This window comes from Streptomyces sp. NPDC058375 (assembly GCF_042723425.1).
Taxonomy (GTDB): Bacteria; Actinomycetota; Actinomycetes; order Streptomycetales; family Streptomycetaceae; genus Streptomyces; species Streptomyces durocortorensis.
In genome coordinates this window covers 1-2,326 of sequence record NZ_JBHXJG010000457.1, presented here as the reverse complement: position 1 = coordinate 2,326, position 2,326 = coordinate 1, and the positions used below count along the sequence as shown (strand labels likewise).

Annotated in this window: 2 protein-coding genes; both read right to left on the bottom strand. The window is 69.0% G+C overall.

The annotated features are described in order from the left end of the window. Nucleotides 1-40: 40 nt before the first annotated feature. Nucleotides 41-322 carry an HU family DNA-binding protein gene (locus tag ACFWM7_RS34980; RefSeq protein ID WP_003968811.1) on the bottom strand — a complete coding sequence of 94 codons (282 nt, stop codon included), beginning with the start codon at nucleotides 320-322 and terminating at the stop codon, nucleotides 41-43. Between the two features lie 376 nt (nucleotides 323-698). Continuing rightward, nucleotides 699-2,135: an NAD-dependent malic enzyme gene (locus ACFWM7_RS34975; RefSeq protein ID WP_383268735.1), complete on the bottom strand. Its 1,437-nt coding sequence runs from the start codon at nucleotides 2,133-2,135 to the stop codon at nucleotides 699-701. Nucleotides 2,136-2,326: the final 191 nt, after the last annotated feature.

Below are 2,326 nucleotides of genomic sequence, written 5' to 3'. Positions count from 1 at the left end.
CTCCTGGTCGGGAGTGGCCGCCCTCTTTTGCGCTTCGGGGTTACTTGCCCTTGGCGGCTTCCTTGAGCTTCGAGCCCGCGGAGACCTTCACGCTGTAGCCGGCGGGGATGTTGATCGGGTCGCCGGTCTGCGGGTTCCGAGCGGTGCGAGCGGCACGGTGGGTGCGCTCGAAGGTCAGGAAGCCGGGGATGGTGACCTTCTCGTCGCCCTTGGCGACGATCTCACCGACGGTCTCGGCGAGCGCGGCCAGCACGGCGTCGGCGTCCTTGCGAGTCACCTCGGCGCGGTCGGCCAGGGCGGCCACCAGCTCACTGCGGTTCATGTTGTTACTCCCGTGTTCTTCTTGCCTGTGAGGCGTGAGATCGAAGCCGATGCTGCCAGGGCCCTCTGACAGTCCCCGGACCCGGGTCTGATGTCAGACCCTCTCGCCCGATTACGCATCCTGCCCCCACCAGCGGCGGGAAAGCCAATCCGGAACCCTTCGGGGTCAATGAAAAGCGCCACGGTTTGCTCGTGGTGACGCTCCGTCGACTTGGCCGAGCGGTCCGCAGCGGATGCCGGGCCCCGCAGGGCCCACTGCCCGCCCACCCTAAAGGGGCGTTTGGGGCGCCGCGACCCGCGACGCGCCGTACGGCACGGGCGGGTGCGGCCCGGGGTACTTCGCGGGTACCCCTCGGAAGGGCCCCGAAACGGCTGGGTCAGACCGTTGTGGAGGGGTCGGTCGCGGGGGCCCCGGCGGCCTTCGCGGCGGCCCGTACGGCTCCGGCGACCGCGCCCGCGACCTTGTCGTTGAAGACCGAGGGGATGATGTAGTTCGCGTTGACCTCGTCCTCGGCGACCACGTCGGCCAGGGCTCCGGCGGCGGCGAGCATCATCTCCGTGTTGACGGTGTGGGACTGGGCGTCCAGCAGACCGCGGAAGACACCCGGGAAGACCAGCACGTTGTTGATCTGGTTGGGGAAGTCCGAGCGGCCGGTGGCGACCACGGCGGCGGTCTCGCGGGCGATCGTGGGGTCGACCTCGGGGTCCGGGTTCGCGAGCGCGAACACGATCGCGCCGTCCGCCATCGCGGCGACGTCGTCGCCGTTCAGCACGTTCGGGGCGGAGACGCCGATGAAGACGTCGGCGCCGACGACGGCCTGCTTGAGGGTGCCGGTGACGCCCTCGGGGTTGGTGTTGTCGGCGATCCAGCGCAGCGGCGAGTCGGGGTCGGCGGCGACGAGGTCCTCGCGTCCGGAGTGCACCACACCGTGGATGTCGGCGACGACGGCGTGCTTGACGCCCGCGGCGATGAGCAGCTTCAGGATGGCCGTACCGGCCGCTCCCGCGCCGGACATGACGACCCGTACGTCCCCGATGCTCTTGCCCACCACGCGCAGGGCGTTGGTGAGGGCGGCCAGCACGACGATCGCGGTGCCGTGCTGGTCGTCGTGGAAGACGGGGATGTCGAGGGCCTCGCGCAGCCGGGCCTCGATCTCGAAGCAGCGCGGCGCGGAGATGTCCTCCAGGTTGATGCCCGCGAAGCCGGGGGCGATGGCCTTGACGATCTCGACGATGGCGTCGGTGTCCTGGGTGTCCAGGCAGATCGGCCAGGCGTCGATGCCGGCGAAGCGCTTGAAGAGGGCCGCCTTGCCCTCCATGACGGGCAGCGCGGCCTTCGGGCCGATGTTGCCGAGGCCGAGCACCGCGGAGCCGTCCGTCACAACTGCGACGGAGTTGCGCTTGATGGTGAGGCGGCGCGCGTCCTCGGGGTTCTCGGCGATGGCCATGCAGACCCGGGCGACGCCCGGGGTGTAGATCATCGAGAGGTCGTCACGGTTGCGGATGGGGTGCTTGGACGCCATCTCGATCTTGCCGCCGAGGTGCATGAGGAACGTACGGTCGGAGACCTTGCCCAGCACGACGCCCTCGACGTCGCGCAGACCTTCGACGATCTCGTCCGCGTGCGAGGTGGAGGAGGCCGCGATGGTGACGTCGATCCGCAGCTTCTCGTGGCCGGATGCGGTCACGTCGAGGCCGGTGACCGAGCCCCCGGAGGACTCCACGGCCGTGGTGAGCTGGGAGACCGCGGTGCCGCTCGCGGGCACCTCCAGCCTGACCGTCATCGAGTACGAGACGCTGGGCGCCGTTGCCATGGCCGAGTCCTTCGCTTTCCTTAGCTTCATTGCCGCACATCCGGAACCCACGCTCCGGATGTGCTTTCCGATCGTCGCACCTACCGACTGGTAGCCGGTAATGACTGCCGCCTTTCGGAAAGTAGTTTCCACCATACGAGAAACCACCCGTTCGGCGGAACCCCCAAGCGACGCGTGAACAAGAACAGACC